Source organism: Streptomyces sp. NPDC015661, from assembly GCF_043077765.1.
In the GTDB taxonomy this organism is placed as follows: Bacteria; Actinomycetota; Actinomycetes; order Streptomycetales; family Streptomycetaceae; genus Streptomyces.
The window spans coordinates 592,389-611,615 of sequence record NZ_JBIBST010000001.1 but is presented as its reverse complement, the minus strand read 5'-3'; the positions used below and the strand labels follow the sequence as shown (position 1 = coordinate 611,615).

General features: G+C 69.4%; 15 protein-coding genes. 2 read left to right on the top strand and 13 right to left on the bottom strand.

From position 1 onward, the window contains the following. Nucleotides 1-341: 341 nt before the first annotated feature. Together rpoB and ACF07V_RS02920 are read left to right on the top strand one after the other, a co-directional pair. Nucleotides 342-3,824, top strand: a complete 3,483-nt coding sequence (gene rpoB, locus ACF07V_RS02925) for a DNA-directed RNA polymerase subunit beta (protein ID WP_369145937.1) — start codon at nucleotides 342-344, stop codon at nucleotides 3,822-3,824. 100 nt (nucleotides 3,825-3,924) lie between these two features. After that, a complete protein-coding gene (locus tag ACF07V_RS02920; RefSeq protein WP_041130748.1) occupies nucleotides 3,925-7,824 on the top strand; it encodes a DNA-directed RNA polymerase subunit beta' in 3,900 nt (1,299 codons plus the stop codon). Between the two features lie 71 nt (nucleotides 7,825-7,895). On the opposite strand, the gene ACF07V_RS02915 is transcribed toward ACF07V_RS02920, so the two are convergent. From ACF07V_RS02915 to ACF07V_RS02855, 13 genes are all read right to left on the bottom strand, one after another. Next, nucleotides 7,896-8,186, bottom strand: coding sequence for a hypothetical protein (locus ACF07V_RS02915; RefSeq protein WP_392151085.1), 291 nt, complete (start codon nucleotides 8,184-8,186; stop codon nucleotides 7,896-7,898). 179 nt (nucleotides 8,187-8,365) lie between these two features. Next, the gene (locus ACF07V_RS02910) at nucleotides 8,366-8,629 is read right to left on the bottom strand and encodes a hypothetical protein (RefSeq protein WP_392151084.1); all 264 of its coding nucleotides are present in this window, start codon (nucleotides 8,627-8,629) and stop codon (nucleotides 8,366-8,368) included. Beyond that, nucleotides 8,616-8,849, bottom strand: coding sequence for a hypothetical protein (locus ACF07V_RS02905; protein WP_116159371.1), 234 nt, complete (start codon nucleotides 8,847-8,849; stop codon nucleotides 8,616-8,618). Before ACF07V_RS02905 ends, ACF07V_RS02910 begins: the two co-directional genes overlap by 14 nt. Before the next feature lie 17 nt (nucleotides 8,850-8,866). Then, the gene (locus tag ACF07V_RS02900) at nucleotides 8,867-9,778 is read right to left on the bottom strand and encodes a peptidoglycan-binding protein (RefSeq protein ID WP_392151083.1); all 912 of its coding nucleotides are present in this window, start codon (nucleotides 9,776-9,778) and stop codon (nucleotides 8,867-8,869) included. Between the two features lie 74 nt (nucleotides 9,779-9,852). Beyond that, entirely contained in the window at nucleotides 9,853-10,233 is a 381-nt protein-coding gene (locus ACF07V_RS02895) for an ATP-binding protein (protein ID WP_392151082.1), read from the bottom strand. A gap of 31 nt (nucleotides 10,234-10,264) precedes the next feature. Beyond that, nucleotides 10,265-10,837, bottom strand: a complete 573-nt coding sequence (locus tag ACF07V_RS02890) for a hypothetical protein (protein WP_392151081.1) — start codon at nucleotides 10,835-10,837, stop codon at nucleotides 10,265-10,267. Beyond that, entirely contained in the window at nucleotides 10,837-11,967 is a 1,131-nt protein-coding gene (locus ACF07V_RS02885; protein WP_392151080.1) for a hypothetical protein, read from the bottom strand. Before ACF07V_RS02885 ends, ACF07V_RS02890 begins: the two co-directional genes overlap by 1 nt. An 11-nt stretch (nucleotides 11,968-11,978) precedes the next feature. Then, complete coding sequence (locus ACF07V_RS02880; protein WP_392151079.1) at nucleotides 11,979-13,124, bottom strand: hypothetical protein; 1,146 nt, start codon at nucleotides 13,122-13,124, stop codon at nucleotides 11,979-11,981. A gap of 39 nt (nucleotides 13,125-13,163) precedes the next feature. Beyond that, nucleotides 13,164-14,348: a hypothetical protein gene (locus ACF07V_RS02875; protein ID WP_392151078.1), complete on the bottom strand. Its 1,185-nt coding sequence runs from the start codon at nucleotides 14,346-14,348 to the stop codon at nucleotides 13,164-13,166. A 40-nt stretch (nucleotides 14,349-14,388) separates the two neighbouring features. Further along, nucleotides 14,389-15,579, bottom strand: coding sequence for a hypothetical protein (locus ACF07V_RS02870; protein WP_392151077.1), 1,191 nt, complete (start codon nucleotides 15,577-15,579; stop codon nucleotides 14,389-14,391). Between the two features lie 42 nt (nucleotides 15,580-15,621). Continuing rightward, nucleotides 15,622-16,545, bottom strand: a complete 924-nt coding sequence (locus ACF07V_RS02865; protein WP_392151076.1) for a phage distal tail protein — start codon at nucleotides 16,543-16,545, stop codon at nucleotides 15,622-15,624. A gap of 215 nt (nucleotides 16,546-16,760) precedes the next feature. Further along, the gene (locus ACF07V_RS02860; protein ID WP_392151075.1) at nucleotides 16,761-18,011 is read right to left on the bottom strand and encodes a tape-measure protein; all 1,251 of its coding nucleotides are present in this window, start codon (nucleotides 18,009-18,011) and stop codon (nucleotides 16,761-16,763) included. Continuing rightward, a complete protein-coding gene (locus ACF07V_RS02855) occupies nucleotides 18,008-19,213 on the bottom strand; it encodes a phage tail protein (RefSeq protein ID WP_392151074.1) in 1,206 nt (401 codons plus the stop codon). Before ACF07V_RS02855 ends, ACF07V_RS02860 begins: the two co-directional genes overlap by 4 nt. Nucleotides 19,214-19,227: the final 14 nt, after the last annotated feature.

Genomic DNA, 19,227 nt, shown 5'->3' with positions numbered 1-19,227 from the left:
CTCAGGACGCGTCGTCACAACGATCCGTTTCCGAGGCATGGATCGACGGCTGAACGGGCAGTATCGAGGTGCGCCGCACGGCGCGAGGTACCGCGGAGTTGAGAGCAACGAGGGTCGCGAAGAAGTCGCCCTGGACATCAGTGAGCCAAGTGGCTACACTGACCCTTTGCGCTGCCTGTTAGCTGCCCCCTGCCCGTCACCAGGGGCATACCTTCGCATCAGCTTCGTGGACCGACCCCGTCTGACCTGGCCTTTTGGTCATCTCAGGAAAAGTCTGCCGTGAAGCGTTGCTGGGGACCGGTACGCGCGTAGTGAGTCCGAGCCCTCGGAAGGACCCCCTCTTGGCCGCCTCGCGCAACGCCTCGACCAATACGAACAACGGCGCAAGCACCGCCCCGCTGCGCATCTCCTTTGCAAAGATCAAGGAGCCCCTCGAGGTTCCGAACCTCCTCGCGCTGCAGACCGAGAGCTTTGACTGGCTGCTCGGCAATGCCGCCTGGAAGGCTCGCGTCGAGGCTGCCCTTGAGTCGGGACAGGACGTCCCCACGAAGTCCGGTCTGGAGGAGATCTTCGAGGAGATCTCCCCGATCGAGGACTTCTCCGGGTCGATGTCGCTGACCTTCCGCGACCACCGCTTCGAGCCGCCGAAGAACTCGATCGACGAGTGCAAGGACCGTGACTTCACGTACGGCGCCCCGCTCTTCGTCACCGCCGAGTTCACCAACAACGAGACCGGCGAGATCAAGTCCCAGACGGTCTTCATGGGCGACTTCCCGCTCATGACGAACAAGGGCACCTTCGTCATCAACGGCACCGAGCGTGTCGTGGTGTCGCAGCTGGTCCGTTCCCCCGGTGTCTACTTCGACTCCTCCATCGACAAGACGTCCGACAAGGACATCTTCTCCGCCAAGATCATCCCGTCCCGGGGTGCCTGGCTGGAGATGGAGATCGACAAGCGCGACCTGGTCGGTGTCCGCATCGACCGCAAGCGCAAGCAGTCCGTCACCGTCCTCCTGAAGGCTCTCGGCTGGACCACCGAGCAGATCCTGCAGGAGTTCGGCGAGTACGAGTCGATGCGCGCCACCCTGGAGAAGGACCACACCCAGGGCCAGGACGACGCGCTGCTGGACATCTACCGCAAGCTCCGTCCGGGCGAGCCGCCGACCCGTGAGGCCGCTCAGACGCTGCTCGAGAACCTCTACTTCAACCCGAAGCGCTACGACCTCGCGAAGGTCGGCCGCTACAAGGTGAACAAGAAGCTCGGCGCCGACGAGCCGCTGGACGCCGGTGTCCTCACCACCGACGACGTCATCGCCACGATCAAGTACCTGGTCAAGCTCCACGCGGGCGAGACCGAGACGATCGGCGAGAACGGCAACGAGATCGTCGTCGAGACCGACGACATCGACCACTTCGGCAACCGTCGTCTGCGCAACGTCGGCGAGCTCATCCAGAACCAGGTCCGCACGGGTCTGGCTCGTATGGAGCGCGTCGTCCGCGAGCGGATGACCACCCAGGACGTCGAGGCGATCACGCCGCAGACCCTGATCAACATCCGGCCGGTCGTCGCCTCCATCAAGGAGTTCTTCGGCACCAGCCAGCTGTCCCAGTTCATGGACCAGAACAACCCGCTGTCGGGTCTGACGCACAAGCGTCGTCTCTCGGCTCTGGGCCCTGGTGGTCTCTCCCGTGAGCGGGCCGGCTTCGAGGTCCGAGACGTGCACCCGTCCCACTACGGACGCATGTGCCCGATCGAGACCCCCGAAGGCCCGAACATCGGTCTGATCGGTTCGCTCGCCTCGTACGGCCGCGTCAACGCGTTCGGCTTCATCGAGACGCCGTACCGCAAGGTCGTCGACGGCCAGGTCACCGACGAGGTCGACTACGTCACCGCCGACGAGGAGGACCGGTTCGTCATCGCGCAGGCCAACGCCGCGCTCAACGACGAGCTCCGCTTCTCCGAGCCGCGCGTCCTCGTCCGCAAGCGTGGCGGCGAGGTCGACTACGTCGAGCCGTCGGACGTGGACTACATGGACGTCTCGCCGCGCCAGATGGTGTCGGTCGCGACCGCCATGATCCCGTTCCTCGAGCACGACGACGCCAACCGTGCCCTCATGGGCGCGAACATGATGCGTCAGGCCGTCCCGCTCATTAAGTCGGAGGCCCCGCTCGTCGGCACCGGCATGGAGTACCGCTGCGCCACCGACGCCGGCGACGTGCTCAAGGCCGAGAAGGACGGTGTCGTCCAGGAGCTGTCGGCCGACTACATCACGGTCGCCAACGACGACGGCACGTACATCACGTACCGCCTGCACAAGTTCTCCCGCTCCAACCAGGGCACCTCTGTGAACCAGAAGGTCGTCGTGGACGAGGGGCAGCGCGTCATCGAGGGCCAGGTCCTCGCCGACGGTCCCGCCACCGAAGACGGCGAGATGGCGCTCGGCAAGAACCTCCTCGTGGCGTTCATGCCGTGGGAGGGCCACAACTACGAGGACGCGATCATCCTGTCGCAGCGCCTCGTGCAGGACGACGTCCTCTCCTCGATCCACATCGAGGAGCACGAGGTCGACGCCCGTGACACCAAGCTCGGCCCCGAGGAGATCACCCGGGACATCCCGAACGTCTCCGAGGAGGTCCTCGCGGACCTCGACGAGCGCGGCATCATCCGCATCGGTGCCGAGGTCGTCGCCGGCGACATCCTGGTCGGCAAGGTCACGCCCAAGGGTGAGACCGAGCTGACCCCGGAGGAGCGCCTGCTCCGCGCGATCTTCGGTGAGAAGGCCCGTGAGGTCCGTGACACCTCGCTGAAGGTCCCGCACGGCGAGATCGGCAAGATCATCGGCGTCCGCGTCTTCGACCGCGAGGAGGGCGACGAGCTTCCCCCGGGCGTGAACCAGCTGGTCCGCGTCTACGTCGCCCAGAAGCGCAAGATCACCGACGGTGACAAGCTCGCCGGCCGTCACGGCAACAAGGGTGTCATCTCGAAGATCCTTCCGATCGAGGACATGCCGTTCCTCGAGGACGGAACTCCGGTCGACATCATCCTCAACCCGCTGGGTGTCCCGTCCCGAATGAACCCGGGACAGGTCCTGGAGATCCACCTCGGCTGGCTCGCCAGCCGCGGCTGGGACGTCTCCGGTCTCGCGGACGAGTGGGCGCAGCGCCTCCAGGCGATCGGCGCCGACCAGGTCGCCCCCGGCACCAACGTCGCGACCCCGGTCTTCGACGGTGCGCGTGAGGACGAGCTCGCGGGTCTGCTCCAGCACACCATCCCGAACCGCGACGGCGAGCGCATGGTGCTCCCGACCGGTAAGGCGAGGCTGTTCGACGGCCGCTCCGGCGAGCCGTTCCCGGACCCGATCTCCGTCGGGTACATGTACATCCTCAAGCTCCACCACCTGGTCGACGACAAGCTGCACGCGCGTTCGACCGGTCCGTACTCGATGATCACCCAGCAGCCGCTGGGTGGTAAGGCCCAGTTCGGTGGCCAGCGCTTCGGTGAGATGGAGGTGTGGGCGCTGGAGGCTTACGGCGCCGCGTACGCCCTCCAGGAGCTGCTGACGATCAAGTCCGACGACGTGACCGGCCGCGTGAAGGTCTACGAGGCCATCGTCAAGGGCGAGAACATCCCTGAGCCCGGCATCCCCGAGTCCTTCAAGGTGCTCATCAAGGAGATGCAGTCCCTGTGCCTCAACGTGGAGGTGCTGTCCTCGGACGGCATGTCCATCGAGATGCGTGACACCGACGAGGACGTCTTCCGCGCAGCGGAGGAGCTCGGCATCGACCTGTCCCGGCGCGAGCCGAGCAGCGTCGAAGAGGTCTGACGGGAGTCCGGCAGGGGGACTAGTGATGGTCCCCCCGCCGGCCCCAGGACCCCCGTATCAGACCCCACAGCCTTACAACCCTGAGAGGGATTGACGCATAGTGCTCGACGTCAACTTCTTCGACGAGCTCCGGATCGGTCTGGCCACCGCTGACGACATCCGTCAGTGGAGCCACGGCGAGGTCAAGAAGCCGGAGACCATCAACTACCGCACCCTGAAGCCCGAAAAGGACGGACTCTTCTGCGAGAAGATCTTCGGTCCGACCCGGGACTGGGAGTGCTACTGCGGCAAGTACAAGCGTGTCCGCTTCAAGGGCATCATCTGTGAGCGGTGTGGCGTCGAGGTCACCCGCGCGAAGGTGCGCCGTGAGCGGATGGGCCACATCGAGCTCGCCGCCCCCGTCACCCACATCTGGTACTTCAAGGGCGTCCCGTCGCGCCTTGGCTACCTGCTCGACCTCGCCCCGAAGGACCTGGAGAAGGTCATCTACTTCGCGGCGTACATGATCACGTACGTCGACGACGAGCGTCGTACGCGTGACCTGCCCTCCCTGGAGGCGCACGTCTCCGTCGAGCGTCAGCAGATCGAGAACCGTCGCGACTCCGACCTGGAGGCCCGCGCCAAGAAGCTCGAGAACGACCTCGCCGAGCTGGAGGCCGAGGGCGCCAAGGCCGACGTGCGCCGCAAGGTGCGCGAGGGTGCCGAGCGCGAGATGAAGCAGCTGCGCGACCGCGCGCAGCGCGAGATCGACCGTCTGGACGAGGTCTGGTCGCGCTTCAAGAACCTCAAGGTCCAGGACCTGGAGGGCGACGAGCTCCTCTACCGCGAGCTGCGTGACCGCTTCGGCACGTACTTCGACGGTTCGATGGGTGCCGCGGCGCTGCAGAAGCGCCTGGAGTCCTTCGACCTGGAGGAGGAGGCCGAGCGCCTCCGCGAGATCATCCGCACCGGCAAGGGCCAGAAGAAGACCCGTGCGCTCAAGCGCCTCAAGGTCGTCTCCGCGTTCCTGCAGACCGCGAACAGCCCCAAGGGCATGGTTCTCGACTGCGTGCCGGTCATCCCGCCGGACCTGCGTCCGATGGTGCAGCTCGACGGTGGCCGCTTCGCGACCTCCGACCTGAACGACCTGTACCGCCGCGTGATCAACCGCAACAACCGTCTGAAGCGGCTTCTCGACCTCGGCGCGCCCGAGATCATCGTGAACAACGAGAAGCGCATGCTCCAGGAGGCGGTCGACGCCCTCTTCGACAACGGCCGTCGTGGTCGCCCGGTCACGGGCCCCGGCAACCGTCCGCTGAAGTCCCTCAGCGACATGCTGAAGGGTAAGCAGGGTCGATTCCGTCAGAACCTGCTCGGCAAGCGTGTCGACTACTCGGCGCGTTCCGTCATCGTCGTCGGCCCGCAGCTCAAGCTGCACCAGTGCGGTCTGCCGAAGGCCATGGCGCTTGAGCTCTTCAAGCCGTTCGTGATGAAGCGCCTGGTCGACCTGAACCACGCGCAGAACATCAAGTCGGCGAAGCGGATGGTCGAGCGCGGCCGCACGGTCGTGTACGACGTCCTCGAAGAGGTCATCGCCGAGCACCCGGTTCTGCTGAACCGTGCGCCCACGCTGCACCGCCTCGGCATCCAGGCCTTCGAGCCGCAGCTGGTCGAGGGCAAGGCCATCCAGATCCACCCGCTCGTCTGCACCGCGTTCAACGCGGACTTCGACGGTGACCAGATGGCCGTCCACCTGCCGCTCTCCGCGGAGGCGCAGGCCGAGGCCCGCATCCTGATGCTGTCCTCGAACAACATCCTCAAGCCCGCCGACGGCCGTCCGGTGACGATGCCGACCCAGGACATGGTCCTCGGTCTGTTCTTCCTCACCACCGACGGTGAGCTCCGTGACACCAAGGGCGAGGGCCGCGCGTTCGGCTCGACGGCCGAGGCGATCATGGCGTTCGACGCCGGCGAGCTCGCGCTGCAGTCGCAGATCGAGATCCGCTTCCCGGTCGGCACCGTCGCTCCCCGTGGCTGGGTTCCCCCGGTCGCCGAGGAGGGCGAGCCGGAGTGGCAGCAGGGTGACTCGTTCCGTCTGAAGACCTCGCTGGGCCGCGCGCTCTTCAACGAGCTGCTGCCCGAGGACTACCCGTTCGTCGACTACTCCGTCGGCAAGAAGCAGCTCTCCGAGATCGTCAACGACCTCGCCGAGCGCTACCCCAAGGTCATCGTGGCGGCGACGCTCGACAACCTGAAGGCGGCGGGCTTCTACTGGGCGACCCGTTCCGGTGTCACCGTGGCCATCTCCGACGTCGTCGTTCCCGAGGCGAAGAAGGAGATCGTCAAGGGCTACGAGGCGCAGGACGAGAAGGTCCAGAAGCAGTACGAGCGCGGTCTGATCACCAAGGAAGAGCGCACGCAGGAACTCATCGCGATCTGGACCAAGGCGACCAACGAGGTCGCCGAGGCGATGAACGCGAACTTCCCCAAGACGAACCCCATCTTCATGATGGTTGACTCGGGTGCCCGAGGAAACATGATGCAGATGCGGCAGATCGCCGGTATGCGTGGTCTGGTGTCGAACGCCAAGAACGAGACCATCCCGCGTCCCATCAAGGCGTCCTTCCGTGAGGGCCTCTCCGTCCTCGAGTACTTCATCTCGACGCACGGTGCCCGTAAGGGTCTCGCCGACACCGCCCTGCGTACCGCCGACTCGGGTTACCTGACCCGTCGTCTGGTGGACGTCTCGCAGGACGTCATCATCCGCGAGGAGGACTGTGGCACCGAGCGCGGTCTGAAGCTGCGGATCGCGGCCAAGGACGAGGCCGGTGTCCTGCGGAAGACGGACGACGTCGAGACCTCCGTGTACGCGCGGATGCTCGCCGAGGACGTCGTCGTCGACGGCAAGGTCATCGCGCCGGCCAACGTCGACCTGGGTGACGTGCTCATCGACGCCCTGGTCAACGCGGGCGTCGAGGAGGTCAAGACCCGTTCGGTCCTGACCTGTGAGTCCGCCGTCGGTACCTGTGCGTTCTGCTACGGCCGTTCGCTCGCCACCGGCAAGCTGGTCGACATCGGTGAGGCGGTCGGCATCATCGCCGCCCAGTCCATCGGTGAGCCCGGTACCCAGCTGACGATGCGTACCTTCCACACCGGTGGTGTGGCCGGTGACGACATCACCCAGGGTCTGCCCCGTGTCGTCGAGCTCTTCGAGGCGCGGCAGCCGAAGGGTGTCGCCCCGATCTCCGAGGCGGCCGGTCGCGTCCGCATCGAGGAGACCGAGAAGACCAAGAAGATCGTCGTCACCCCGGACGACGGCACCGACGAGACGGCGTTCCCGATCTCGAAGCGTGCCCGTCTGCTCGTGGGCGAGGGCGACCACGTCGAGGTGGGCCAGAAGCTCACCGTGGGTGCCACCAACCCGCACGACGTGCTCCGGATCCTCGGTCAGCGCGCGGTCCAGGTCCACCTGGTCGGCGAGGTCCAGAAGGTCTACAACTCGCAGGGCGTGTCGATCCACGACAAGCACATCGAGATCATCATCCGGCAGATGCTGCGCCGCGTGACGATCATCGAGTCCGGCGACGCGGAGCTCCTGCCGGGCGAGCTGGTCGAGCGGTCGAAGTTCGAGACCGAGAACCGTCGTGTGGTCACCGAGGGCGGTCACCCCGCCTCCGGCCGTCCGCAGCTGATGGGTATCACCAAGGCCTCGCTGGCGACGGAGTCCTGGCTGTCGGCCGCCTCCTTCCAGGAGACGACCCGAGTCCTGACGGATGCGGCGATCAACGCCAAGTCCGACAGCCTCATCGGCCTCAAGGAGAACGTCATCATCGGTAAGCTCATCCCGGCCGGTACGGGTCTGTCCCGCTACCGCAACATCCGGGTCGAGCCGACCGAGGAGGCCAAGGCCGCGATGTACTCGGCCGTCGGCTACGACGACATCGACTACTCGCCGTTCGGCTCGGGCTCCGGCCAGGCCGTTCCGCTGGAGGACTACGACTACGGTCCGTACAACCAGTAAGCGAGTCGCTTGACCGAAGGGCGGTCACCCCGTGCGGGGTGGCCGCCCTTCGGCGTGTGCGCGGCCTTCGGCTAGCCGAGGAGCGCGCGGTGCACGCGCAGGAGTGCCCGGGTGCCGACGGCGAGGACGGCGGGGACGTCTTCGGTGGGGACCCGGCGGGCGAGCGCGAGGGCGTCGACCACGATGGCGTAGTCGTCCACGATCGCCCGGGGTGCTTCGGGATGGGTCGCGGCGGCGGCGTACTCGGCGGCCACCGCGCCGTACTCGATGAGGGTGAGGTGGACGTCGGTGTGGACGCCGGCGTCGTGACCGATGGACGGGGCGTGCGGGGATACGGGCGGATCGTGGTCGTCCGTCGCCATGACGGTCCCCCTTCGTCGGCTGGTCGGGCCTCTGTGCAGTGTCCGCCCGTACGGCCCCGGGGGACAGGGCCACGGGCCGGTCGTGTGGGGAGGTGCTTCCTGCCGGGGCCCGGCAAGGGGCGGGAGGCGGGGCCGCCCGGCGCTGGGTCCGGGTGGCCCCGCCTCCCCGGTCGGGTGCCTCAGCGGGCCGCCAGCTCCCAGGCCGTGACGGCCACCGTCGCCACCGCGGCGAGGGCGCCGATGCTGGCCAGTGGCCAGCGGGACCGTTCCAGGGCGTCCAGGCGGGCCTCGTGGTCGGCGAGCTGCTTGTCGGTCTGGTCGCTGCGCTGCACGAGCAGCGCGAGCGAGCCGTCGACGCGGGCGAAGCCGGCCTCCAGGGTGCCGCGGAGCCGCTCCAGTTCGAGGGCGACGGCGACGGGGTCGTTCGGGTCAGGCTCGGTCATCGGCACCGCCCGGGGTGGGGCGCAGCCAGGACGGCAGCAGGTTCTGCACCAGGTCGAGGGCCATCACCCGGGCCAGCCCGCCGGCGACGGCGAGGGCCCCGGCGACCCAGGGGAGGGTCGCGGGGATGCCGGAGGCGTCGACGATCGCGGGGAGCACGACGGCGATGCCCACGGCGGACTGGAGGACGGTACGGGCCGTGCGCTTGGCGGCATCGGACATCGGTCTGCTCCTCTGGGTCACTTCGTGTACGGGACTTTCAGCGCGTTCCATGAGGCGGCGCCCGGGATGCCGTCGGCGTCGGAGCCGCGGAAGCCGAGCTTGTGCTGCCACTTCGCGTAGCTGAGCCGGTCGGCCTCGCCCCAGCGGGGGCTGGGGCCGACGGTGTACGCGGAGCAGCCCTCGGCGACGAGGCGGCGGCCCATGGCGGTGATGATCGGGGAGCTCGTCTCCCGGCGGAAGAACGAGGTGCCCGGGAAGGGCTGGAGGCGGGGGGCGGCCGGCTTGCCGGCGTCGGGGGCGGGCCTGGCGGGGGCCTTGTTCAGCCGGGCCTGGACCCGGTCGCGCATCGTCGGCATGGCGAAGCCCCGGGGGTCGTCCTTCCAGTCCGACCACTCCTTGTGGCCGATGACGGAGCGGGCGCCCCAGCCGTGGGCCCGGCACAGGGCGGCGGAGACCCGTTCGATGGCGTCGAGCTGGGCGGGCGGCCAGGGGTCGGTGCCGTTGCCGAGGTTGACGCATTCGAAGCCGTAGAAGCGGGAGTTGCCGTCGACGGCGCCTGCGCTGCCCTGGTGTGCGCGCGGGGCGGGCGGGCGGTCGCCGTACGTCTCGCTGATCACGGCCTGGAGGACGGAGGGGTCGCCGCCGCCGGCGTGGTTGGCGCGGCCGTTGGCGACGAGGTGGACGCTGCCGTCCTTGGCGATGACGCCGTGGCAGAGCGGGCCCGGCAGCCCTTCGTAGCCGTTGAAGCACATCTCGACCGTGTTGGCGGTGCCGGCGGAGACGGTGTGGTGGATGATCACGCCGGTGACCGGGCCCCAGGCGCCGACGTGGTTGCGGTTGTGGGTGCGCCAGCCGGGGTGCTCGACGACGGTGACGCCTTCGGCGCGGAGCGCGGCGACGAACCGGTCCGCGGTGAGGGGAGTGGCCATCTGGTGTCCTCCGGACATGAGAAAGGCCCGCACCGGGGAAGCCGGCCGGGCGTGCGTACGGGTGGGGGCCCGGGTTACGGGGTGGGGGCGGGGGCCGTCGGGGCCCAGGCCGCGCACAGCGCGGCGCTCGCGGCCCGGCGGGTCTCGAAGTCGGCGAGCGCGGCCGTCACGGCCCGCTGGGCGGCGGTCTGGTCGGGGACGGCCGGGACGCCGTCCTCGGCGGCGACGACGACCAGGCCCGAACCGCGCAGGACGGCGTCGCCGGTGCCCTTCTCCGTGACCTCGGCGGTGACGTACACCGAGGGGTACTGGCCGGTGACCGGGTCGCGCTGGAGGGTGTAGCCCATGGTGTTGTCGTAGACGCGGACGACGAGGGTGTGGCCGTCCTCGGTGACGGTGGCGCGGCCCGCGTAGTCGATGGCGACGCCCCAGGGCTGGGTGGGGTCGATGTTCATGGGGTGCTCCTTGTGGTCTGCCGCGGGCGGTTCAGGTCTGGGCGCCGTGGATGAGCAGGGGCTGGGCGTAGACCGTGCCGGCGGTGGCCAGGGCCTGGATCTCGACGGTCATCGTCTGGCCGAAGCGGGTCTTCATGTCGCCGGGCAGCAGGCCGAGGTAGTCGTAGGTGGTGCCGGCGGTGACGGTGGGGCCGAAGGGGGTGCCGTCGACGAGGACCCGCACCTGGCCGGTGCCGCCGCTGGACGCCGCCGTGCCGATGGAGAGGCGCATCTTCGGCTGCCAGATGGGGTTGAGGCAGCGGGCGATCGTGGTGAACGTGGCGGCGGTGGTGGAGGGCCACTTGGCCGTGTCGCTGGCCAGCGGCGGCATGAGCTGCAGCCAGGGCCGGGCGAGACCGCCGGTCATGATGTCGTCGGCGAAGATCTCGTGGTTGTAGCCGTCGAAGATCCGGAACAGCGGCCGGGTGATGGTGACGCTGCCGGTCGTCTGCGGGGGACGGAACTCGTTGACGGCGGGACGGGTGTTCACGGCCGTGGACAGGGCCTTGAGCCGGCGTTCCATCTGGTTGAGCCGGTCGATGATGTCCTCGGGCAGCTGGGGCATCAGGCCTCCTCGAGGTAGAGCTCGGCGGTGTCGGGGCGGCCGCGTTCCGGCGGGGTGACCTTGGCGCCGATGATGCGGTAGCGGGCGTCGAGGCCCTGGGAGTACCACTCGTCGGTGATCCGGATGCGGGCGACGCGGCCGAGGAGCTGCGGCGGGACGATCCCGCCGAGGTGGATGGAGACCGAGGGGATCACGACGGCGCCGCGGGCCTGCCTGAGCTCGGTGGCGGCCACCGAGTCGAGCGCGAGCGGGTCGGTGATCTCGTTGTGGTCCGAGGACAGGTCGATCAGCGGCCAGCCGTCCACGAGCAGGTCGCTCGCGTACTGCTGGGTGGAGTAGATCGGCCGGGACTCGGCGGCGGCGTTGGCGTTGGTGGAGGCGCCGCGGGCCAGGGCGGTGGTGCCGCCGCGGGTCGCGTCGTACGGGAAGGAGTACGACAGGATGACGCCGGGCCGGTCGAAGATCAGGTCGGTCGCACCGGTGACGATCTTGGGTTCGCCGATGCGGAGCTGCCGGATCCGCGAGCCGGTGACCGGGTCGCGGTAGACCAGGATCTGGTACTCGAAGCCGTTCTCGGTGGCGGCGAGCTGGTCGAGGGCCTCCAGGTAGACGGTCTCGTCGCCCTTGCGCCACGAGGCCGTCTTCTGGAACTTGGGCAGCTCGTCGCCGAAGGTGATCCCGAGGCGGCGGGGGTCCTCGCCCGCGGGGGCGTCGGGGTAGGCCTGGACGTCGAGCTCGCGCCACAGCCGGCGCACGATCTCCACCTGGTCGGTGGGGGTGTCGTACGTGATGTCGGTGCGGATGCGGCGGCGTCCGGCGTACGAGTCGAAGGTGGCGGCCTGGATGCCGAGGGTCAGCACCCCGCGGCCGCTGGACTGCAGGGTGCTGGTCCAGACGATGCCGCCCCACCACAGGTCGCCGCCGCGCTCCAGGTAGACCGCGGTGCGGCCCTCGCGGACCTTCTTGACCCGGTCGGCGATGGCCTTGTCGGGGATGGGGATCGTGCCGGAGAGCGAGCCCGCCTTGCCGATGTAGTCGTCGAAGGAGACGTCCCGCAGGGGGAGGATGTCCAGCGTCTGGTCGGTGAGCAGGTCGCAGAAGATCGCCCGGTAGGGCGTGTCGATTGCCATCGAGGGCCCCCTTACAGGACGTAGGTGGCGGTGATGCGGATGTTCCGGCCGGCGGTCAGGACGCCGTTGGCGGACCAGGTGCGCACATGGACGCTGCCGTCCGTGGAGAAGGTGAAGGAGCCCTGGCCGTAGAAGTCGGTGCCGGTGGCCTCGTAGGCGAACGAGGGGCGCCAGCCCACCGGGATGGTGGCCACCAGCTCGTCGGGGCTGAGGTTGCCCGCGGAGGTGGCGGTGAGGTCGGCGCCGCTGCGGGTCACCGTCACGGACACGGTGGCCACGCCCCGGGTCCTGCGGCCCGCGAAGCCGTTCAGCGTCCATCCGGCGGCCGGGGTCGCCGCCGAGGTGCTGACGGTCTCGACCTCGACCGGCGGCTGGTAGGCCGCCCAGGCGGTGCCGTTCCAGCGCTGGAGCTGGCCGCCGTTGTAGTCGCGGTACTGGCCGGCGTAGCTGCCGGTGGTGATCGTGCCGCTGGGCGCGATGCCGCCGATCTCCTTGGGGTAGGCGATCCAGGCGGTGCCGTCCCAGCGCTGGAGGAAGTGGGCGTTGTCGTTGTCCTGGTACTGGCCCGGGTAGGCGCCGGCCACGCCCGCGTTGTTGTAGACGGGCAGGATGCCGCCGGCGGAGACGGTCGTGGTGCGCAGGTCGGTGGCGGCGCCGCCCACCCAGTCGATGCCGCCGGTGCCGGCGGAGGCGCCCTTCTTCACCTTCACCGAGAACAGGGTGAGGGAGCGGGCGGGCGCGGCCGGGGCGACGGGGGCGGCCGCCGGGGTGCCCTTGACGATCTCGATGCCGGCGTCGTACTTGCCGAGGGCGTCCACGTCGTTGTCGTAGACGCGGATCACGACGAGGTCGATGCGGTCGTTGAGCGGGTCGCCGTCGGCGAAGGTGATGGTGATGTCCTCGTCGAGGGCGACGGGGTAGGCGCCGTCGGTGGTGGCGCCCTGGATGACGGCCCTGCCGTGGTAGACGGTGGCCGTCATCGGGCCGGTGGAGCTCATCCACAGGCCGCCGACCCGGTACTTGCCGTCGTACGTGCCGGGCAGGATGCCGGACCGGACGCCGAGGGGGTTGACGGGGGTGGTGGCGCCGATGTTGGTGACGCGGGTGTTCTGGCGGGTCTGCCCGGTGGGCATCAGCCATCCGGAACGTACGGGCATGGTGGACTCCTGTGGTGGGGCGGCGGGCGGGGGCTGGGCTCAGTGCTGCGGGGTGACCTGGAGGAAGGTGTTGTTGAACCAGGTCTGCAGAGCGGTGTTCGTCCCCCGGTAGTAGGCGGTGACCGTGTACGTGGCGCCCGCCGTGAGGTTCTGGAGGCGCTGGGTGGTGGCCACGGAGAGGTTTCCGGGGGCGGCGGCGACCACCGCGTTCGAGTCGTTCACGTCCGAGTGGACGGCCGCGCCCTGGGTGACCTTCACGCCCATGAAGCCGACGCCGGCCCCCGTGCCGACCAGCTGGATCCGCGAGCCGAAGGTGAGGACGGCCTGCCGCGAGGCGGGGGCGACGAAGCTGAGGGACACCACGCCCCGGTTGGTCAGCGTGTTCACCCAGGTCGTCGAGGTGGTGTAGCTGGAGTCCAGCGAGTCGGTGAAGTACGGCCCCGGGACGGCGGGCGCCCACGCCGAACCGTTCCAGCGCTCGATCCGGCCGCCCGCGCCGTCCCGGTACTGGCCGGTGTAGCTGCCCTGGAGGGTGGACGCGGAGGACGGGACGATGCCGCCGACGGCCTCCGGGTAGGCGACCCACTTGCCGCCGTCCCAGCGCTGGAACTGGTTGTTGGCGGTGTCCTGGTACTGGCCCGGGTGGGCACCCGGCTGGACCGGGCCCTCGACCGGGAGGATGCCGCCGAGGGAGACGACCGGCGTGCGCAGGTCCTTCAGGGAGGTGGCCCACGGGATGCCGCCGTTGCCCGCGCTGGCGCCGGCCGGGACCGTCACCTCGTACAGCGCGAGGCTGCGCGGCGGGGCCACCGGCGCCTGGGGGGCCTGGCCGGGCACGCCCTGGATGATCTCGACCTTCGCCTCGTTGCGGTTGCTGCCGTCGTAGAGGTTGTCGTAGACCTTCAGGACGACCAGGTCGATCCGGCCGTACTGGGCGTCGCCCGCGGCGAAGGTGACCTGCTCGGCGGCCGGCAGGGCCACCGGGTAGACGCCCTGGGAGATGTCGCCCTGGATGACGGCCCGGCCCTCGGCGACGGTCGCCGTCATCGCGGAGGCCTTGTCCATCCAGAAGCCGGACAGCCGCCACTTGCCGTCGTAGGAGCCCGGCAGGATGCCGGAGCGGACCTGGACGGGGTTGACCATGGTGGTCGCGCCGACCTGGTTGAGGCGGGTGTCCTCGCGGGTCTGGCCGGTCTCGGCGACCCAGCTGCTGCGCAGTGCCATGGGGGTTCTCCAATCGGGGAGGTGCGGTGGGAGGGGGCGGTCAGGACCTGATCCACTGGGCGGTCAGGGTGCTGTAGTAGCCCGAGCCGCCGAGGGTGCGGACGGCGGCGGTGTGGTTGTGGTAGCCGGCGAGCTGCAGGACGTTGCCAGCGGTGAGCTTGATGAGGCCCTCGCCGCCGACGGTGACGGCGCCGGTCGACGCCTGGGTCAGCCACGTCATCCGGGGGACACCGACGCCGCCGAGGTGGATGCGGGCGCCGCGCACGCCGGTGGTGGAGTCGCCGTTCCAGGCGATGTGGGCGGAGACCCGCCACCAGCCGGTGCGCGGGACGACGAAGCTGTCGGTGCCGTTCCAGCCGGTGAAGTCGTCGATGTCGACGTTGTTCAGGGTGATCGGCGTCCAGGTGCCGGCCGGCACGCTCTGCATCGACGTCTGCGAGACGCTGAACAGGACGGTCGCCTTGCCCTCGGCGTACTGCCAGGCCGCGCCGTCCCAGCGCTGCAGGATGCCGGCGTTGTCGCGGTACTGGCCGGTGTAGCCGCCGGTCGTCATCGTGCCGTTGGGCGCGATGCCGCCGATCGCCTTCGGGTACCCGGCCCAGAGGCTGCCGTCCCAGCGCTGGAGCTGGCCCGCGACGTCGCGGTACTGGCCGGCGTACACGCCGTTGAAGCCGCTGGTCGGCATGATGCCGCCGAGCGCCGTCATCGGGTAGTGCTTGGTGGTGACGGCGCTGGAGGTCCAGCCGATGCCGCCGGTGCCGGCCGAGGTGCCGGCCGGCACGGAGATCGTGTAGAGCGGGAAGGCACTGCCGGGGCCGGAGGACGGGGCCACCGGGGTGGCCGCGGGCGTGCCCTTGATCAGCCGGATCACGGCGTCGGTGGAGCCCGCATTGTCGTAGGCGTCGTCGAGCACGGCCAGTTCGATCAGGTCGATCCGGCCGTACTGCGGGTCGCCGTCGGCGATGGTGAGCGTCTCGGGCGCGGTCACCGCGATCATGTACGCGCCCTGGGCGGTGTCGTTGCCCTGGAGGACGGCCCGGCCGGTGCCGATGGTGCACTGCATCGCGGAGCTGCCGGTCAGCACGAAGCCGCCCGGCACGATGCCGGGCCGCGAACGCAGGGCGGGCGCGGAGGCGTTCGCGCCGCTGGGGGTGAGCAGCGCGGACAGCGCGATCCGGGTGTCCTCTCGGGTCTGGCCCGTGGACTGGAGCCAGGCGGCTCGTACGGTCATGGGGTGTTCACCTCTTCCGGGAGGGGCGGTCGGGGGCTTCGGTCACCACTCGGCGCTGCGCCAGCGGACCGTCATCAGCGCGTCGGAGGTGGCCGCGTCCGGACGGAACGACAGCTCCGTACGGCCCGGTTCGAGGAGGAACAGCTCCTCGGGGCTGGAGTCGGCCATCGCGGTGTGGCGGCGGGAAGCGGTGTTGTTGAGCATCACCGTGCCGTTGGCGGTGTCGACGACGAGCTCGTCGCCGGCGGCGAGGTCGATCGCGTACCGCAGGCGGCGCTTGGAGACCCGCTCGGTGACGGTCGGCATGGAGCAGGGGCCGCGGAAGACGATCACCGGGTGGGTGGCGGCGGAGCCGGTGTTCTCGGCGACGGCGTCACCGGTGGACTTGGCCTGGCCCCAGTTGAGCGGCCAGGTCAGCGGCCAGGTCAGGCCGGACTCCGGCTGCGGGGGAGTGGTGGAGGCGGACTGCTCGTTGACGCTGTAGCGGCGCGGGTCGGAGGCCAGCCACTGGATCGACATCTTGGAGCTGCCCTGGGTGGCGAAGCCCTGGTCGGCGGGGACCACGCGCTGGGCGATCCGGGCGCGCACGGCGAGGAGTTCGCCGTGCAGCCGGACGGTGAGCCAGCGCTCCTCGTCGAGCAGGGCGAGCGACTGGCGCAGGGCGCGGATGGCCTCGGCCGCGCCGGAGTACTCCGGCATCAGCACGATCGTGCCGCCGATCTTGCGCGGCTTGGCGTAGCGGGAGCCGGGCCAGGCGCCGTGCGAGGTGGGCCGGTCGGCGTCGGAGGAGTCGTACTCGGGCAGGTCCTCCCAGCCCTGGAGACCGGAACGGTCGACGTTGAACGGCGTGCCGGGGCCGATGAGAAGCCCGGCCCACTGGATCTGCCCGTCCTGGGTGATCAGTGAGCCGGGCGCGAGGTCGGCGGTGAGGGTGCTTCCGGCGTATGTGGTTGTGGTCTCGGCCATGGGGCCGTCACCTCACTTCTGAGGGGCTGGGGGGCTTCTGACGGTCTGTCGGGCTGACGGACTTCTGTCTGGCGCGCTGTCAGGCCTGCGGTGCCTGCGGCGCCTGCGGGGCCTGCGTGCCTTCGGGCGGGCGGGGCCTGCGGCGCCTGCCGTGCCTTCGGGCCTTCGGGCGGGCGGGGCCTGCGGCGCCGTCGGGCCTGCGGGCGGGCGGGGCTTCAGCCGTGGGCGGCGAGGAGGAAGAGCAGGTCCTCGGCGGTCGACCGCGGGCCGGCGCCCGGATCCTCGTGGAACTCCGTGATGCGGTGGGGCTGCCGGGGAGCCTCGGTGAGGGCCGGGACGCGCCGCTGTTCGAGGACGGTGAGCGGGTCGATGCGCGGCGCGCTGTCGGCACCGGGGAAGACGACACCGCCCTCGGCGAGCATCGGGATCTTGTCGATGTCGACGCCGAAGTGTTTGCCGAGGAAGTCGAAGCTCAGCTTGTTGAGCCCGTCGATGATCCAGTTGGCGAAGGCGATGAGCCCGTTGATCGGGCCCTTGACGACACCGAGCACGGCGGTCAGGGCGCCCTTGATCAGCTCGCCCATGCCGTGCAGGGCCTTGCCGACGGCGTCCTTGGCGTGCCGGAAGAAGCCCGGGATCTTGTCGGTGAAGAAGGACAGGAACGGGTGGATCGCGCCCTTGATGCCGCCGATGGTGCTCGAAGCGATGCCGCACAGGGCGTTGGTGGCGGAGGTGACGGAGGAGCGGACGTGGGAGAAGCCGTTGACGGCGTCCCCGATGATCTTCAGAGCGGTCGTGAAGAGGGTGAGGTAGGCCTTGAAGTAGACCGAGACCGCCTGGCCGATCGCCTTCAGGACCGGCTGCAGGAACTTCCAGACCGCCTGGAAGCCCTTGAGGGCCGCCTGGAAGACCTGCTTCATGATCCGCTGCCCGGTCTCGGTCTGCATCGCGTACTCGATGAGCCACGCGGCGACCGGGACGAGGATGCCGGCGAGGAAGCCGAGCGGGTTGCCGCGCATGGCGAGGTTGACGCCGGTCATGGCCACGGAGGCGATCTCCATCACCGTGCCGTAGGTGTCCATCAGCTTCGTGAGCGTGTCGACGAAGGGCAGCAGCGGGAGGATCATCTCCAGCAGCATGCCGACGGCGGGGCCGGCGAAGAGCCCGGCCACGGTCCCCGCCTTGCCCGCCGCGACGCCGATGCGCCGGAATCCGTTCGCCGCCCTGGACCGCTGGATGCGGCGTACGGAGCCGACGGCGCCGGACGCGTTCCTGCCGACGGCGCGTACGGAGGTGCCGGCCGTACGGAACCCGGTGGCGAACCGGTCCAGGCCGCCGGACGCCCGCTGCGCGTCCTGCCGGAGCCGCTTCAGTCCGTCGCTCGCCTGGCCGAGGCCCCGCCTGAGGGAGGTCATCGCCGGCAGGGCCCGGCGGAACGGGTTCGGGAAGGCCGCGACGGCACTCATCCGCGTGCCTTCGCCAGGTACATCAGCGCGTCGGCCGTGGACTGCGGGTCACTGTTGCGGGCCGCGTGGTAGTGCTCGATGTGCAGCCCGGCACCGCCGCCACCGTTGCCCGCCTGGAGCTGCGCCGTCATCCGGGCGCGCCGGGCCGTCATGGCGAGCAGCCGGTCCAGCTTGGAGAGCGGCAGGACGGCCTCGGCCTCGCCCGCCTCGGCGAGGATCGCCGGGACACCGCCGCTGCGGGGCATGACGACACCACCCGTGGCGAGCATGGGGATGGTGGGGATGTTGACGCCGAAGGTCTTGCCGCCGACGATCGGCACCCAGCCGGGGACGCTGACCTTGACGCCGTTGACGGCCCTGATCATGCGGTTGATCAGGCCGATCACGGCGTTGACCGGGCCGGACACGCCGCTCTTGATGCCCTCGAACGCCCGGGACGCGATGTCCTTGAGGCCGTTCCAGATGGAGGACATCTTGTCCTTGACGGCGGTGAAGGCGTTGGGGATCGCGGACTTGATCCAGTTCACCACCGGCGTGATGACGGCCTTGATGCCGTTCCAGACGGCGCCGATGACCGTCTTGATCGCCTTCATGACGGTCGTGATGACCGTCTTCCAGATGTTGACGTAGGTCTTGATGACGGTGGCGACGGCCTTGACCACGACGGAGACGGCCTTCTTGATGCCGTCCCAGACCTTCTTGATCAGCTGCCCGGCCTGCTTCATGATCGGGCCGATGGCCTTCATGACGGCGCTGATCACGACCTTGATGGCGTCGAAGGCCTTCTTGATGATCTTCTGCATCGTCTTCGATTGCATCGCCATCTCGACGACCTTCTCGATGAGAGGCATGAAGAGCTCGACGAGGCGGGCGAGGAGATTGCCCTTCATCGACTTGTTGAGCTTGTCCTGACCCTTGGACGCCTTGCCCGCGCCGGACTCGTACTTGCCGAGCTTGGTCCCGGCGGTCTCGCCGGTCTTGCCGGCCTTCGCCATGGCCTTCTCGGCGTTGTCCGAGGCGGTCTTGAGGTTCTTGAGCTGACCGCCGGCGCCGTCGGCGCCCGCCTTGAGGTTCTTCAGCTGGCCGGACGCGCCGTTGCCGGCGTCCCCGACCTTCTTGATGTCGCCGGCGGCGCCGGACGCCTGCGTCTTGAGGGTGCGCAGGGTGTCGGCGGCCTTCTTCGAGGCACTGAAGAGAGACATGGGTTACCTCCTTC

Bases quoted from the DNA above. Each gene is read 5' to 3' on its own strand.
- ACF07V_RS02915 (WP_392151085.1), bottom strand. From the start codon at position 8,186: ATGGCGACGGACGACCACGATCCGCCCGTATCCCCGCACGCCCCGTCC.
- ACF07V_RS02910 (WP_392151084.1), bottom strand. From the start codon at position 8,629: ATGACCGAGCCTGACCCGAACGACCCCGTCGCCGTCGCCCTCGAACTG.
- ACF07V_RS02905 (WP_116159371.1), bottom strand. From the start codon at position 8,849: ATGTCCGATGCCGCCAAGCGCACGGCCCGTACCGTCCTCCAGTCCGCC.
- ACF07V_RS02900 (WP_392151083.1), bottom strand. From the start codon at position 9,778: ATGGCCACTCCCCTCACCGCGGACCGGTTCGTCGCCGCGCTCCGCGCC.
- ACF07V_RS02895 (WP_392151082.1), bottom strand. From the start codon at position 10,233: ATGAACATCGACCCCACCCAGCCCTGGGGCGTCGCCATCGACTACGCG.
- ACF07V_RS02890 (WP_392151081.1), bottom strand. From the start codon at position 10,837: ATGCCCCAGCTGCCCGAGGACATCATCGACCGGCTCAACCAGATGGAA.
- ACF07V_RS02885 (WP_392151080.1), bottom strand. From the start codon at position 11,967: ATGGCAATCGACACGCCCTACCGGGCGATCTTCTGCGACCTGCTCACC.
- ACF07V_RS02880 (WP_392151079.1), bottom strand. From the start codon at position 13,124: ATGCCCGTACGTTCCGGATGGCTGATGCCCACCGGGCAGACCCGCCAG.
- ACF07V_RS02875 (WP_392151078.1), bottom strand. From the start codon at position 14,348: ATGGCACTGCGCAGCAGCTGGGTCGCCGAGACCGGCCAGACCCGCGAG.
- ACF07V_RS02870 (WP_392151077.1), bottom strand. From the start codon at position 15,579: ATGACCGTACGAGCCGCCTGGCTCCAGTCCACGGGCCAGACCCGAGAG.
- ACF07V_RS02865 (WP_392151076.1), bottom strand. From the start codon at position 16,545: ATGGCCGAGACCACAACCACATACGCCGGAAGCACCCTCACCGCCGAC.
- ACF07V_RS02860 (WP_392151075.1), bottom strand. From the start codon at position 18,011: ATGAGTGCCGTCGCGGCCTTCCCGAACCCGTTCCGCCGGGCCCTGCCG.
- ACF07V_RS02855 (WP_392151074.1), bottom strand. From the start codon at position 19,213: ATGTCTCTCTTCAGTGCCTCGAAGAAGGCCGCCGACACCCTGCGCACC.